The organism is Aerococcus sp. L_32 (assembly GCF_050689315.1).
Genome location: NZ_JBOEQF010000529.1, coordinates 1 through 1,218 on the forward strand (window position 1 = coordinate 1; position 1,218 = coordinate 1,218).

Sequence of the window (1,218 nt, forward strand, 5' to 3'; positions counted from 1 at the left end):
GGAACTGACAACAACCTGGTCTACCCCCTGCAAAAATAATGAATAAGGGGGAAGAACCTTGCGGGCAAAGTTACAAGATGTAGCAGCTTTAGCTGGTGTTTCAGTAACAACAGTGAGTCGCGTCATTAATCAAAAGGGTTATTTATCACAACAAACTATTGATAAAGTCCATGCAGCCATGAAAGAATTGAATTATTATCCAAATTCACTGGCACGGAGTTTACAAGGCAAGTCGACCAAGTTGGTGGGCTTGATTTTTCCTAATATCGACACCATTTTTTACGCAGAATTGGTCAACCACCTGGAGCAAATCCTCTTTGCCAAGGGGTATAAGACCATCATCTGTAATAGCGAGCGAGATGCTGACAAGGAAGCTGAGTACTTGAATATGCTCCAATCCAACCAAGTGGAAGGGATTATTGCGGGGGCCCATAATTTGAATTATGCGGATTACGAGCAGGTGACTGCGCCTGTAATTTCTTTCGACCGGTATATCGGGGAAAATATTCCTATTGTGTCCTCTGATAACTATCTGGGCGGGAAGTTGGCGACAGAAACCTTACTTAAGGGGCAACCGACCAAGCCTTGGATGATTACTGGGGCCAATGATCCCAATTCGCCGACATATTTGCGTTACCAGGCTTTTATGGATGTGACCAAGGCCCATGGTTTAGACGGTCAAATCACTAACATTCCAAAGAACTTTTCGCAAATTAGAAAGCAATTGATAATCAAAGCTTTATTACTAGAAGAAAAACCGGATGCTATTTTTTGTTCGGATGATTTGACGGCCATGTTGGTCATGAATACCGCTAGTGAATTGGGAATGATAATTCCGGATGATTTAAAGTTAGTGGGCTATGACGGTACAGACTTTATCCAGACCTATGTCCCGCAATTAACGACTATTGCCCAACCCATTAAAGATTTGGCTGACTTATTAGTAGATGTCCTCTTGCAACAAATTGACCACTCGCTTGAGGTCAAGAAGGATGCGGATAATCGGTATGTCCTGCCTATTAAATTAATTCCCGGACGAACTGTCTAGTTTCTAGCTTGTGACATATAGAAGGTGAAAATAATAGAAGAAATTGTATTTAAAGCCATGGGGACAACCATCAGTCTAGCTATTGTCCATGATAAGGCCCAGGTATTATTAACTGAAGCCAAGCGTCGCCTATTGGATTATGAAGAACGGTTTTCTGCAAATGATCCTGA

At 42.1% G+C, this 1,218-nt stretch carries 1 protein-coding gene; it reads left to right on the forward strand.

Annotated features, from left to right (window positions below; genetic code table 11):
* Positions 1-58 precede the first annotated feature (58 nt).
* Entirely contained in the window at positions 59-1,048 is a 990-nt protein-coding gene (locus ACRCJ0_RS14525) for a LacI family DNA-binding transcriptional regulator (RefSeq protein WP_431388225.1), read from the forward strand.
* Positions 1,049-1,218: the final 170 nt, after the last annotated feature.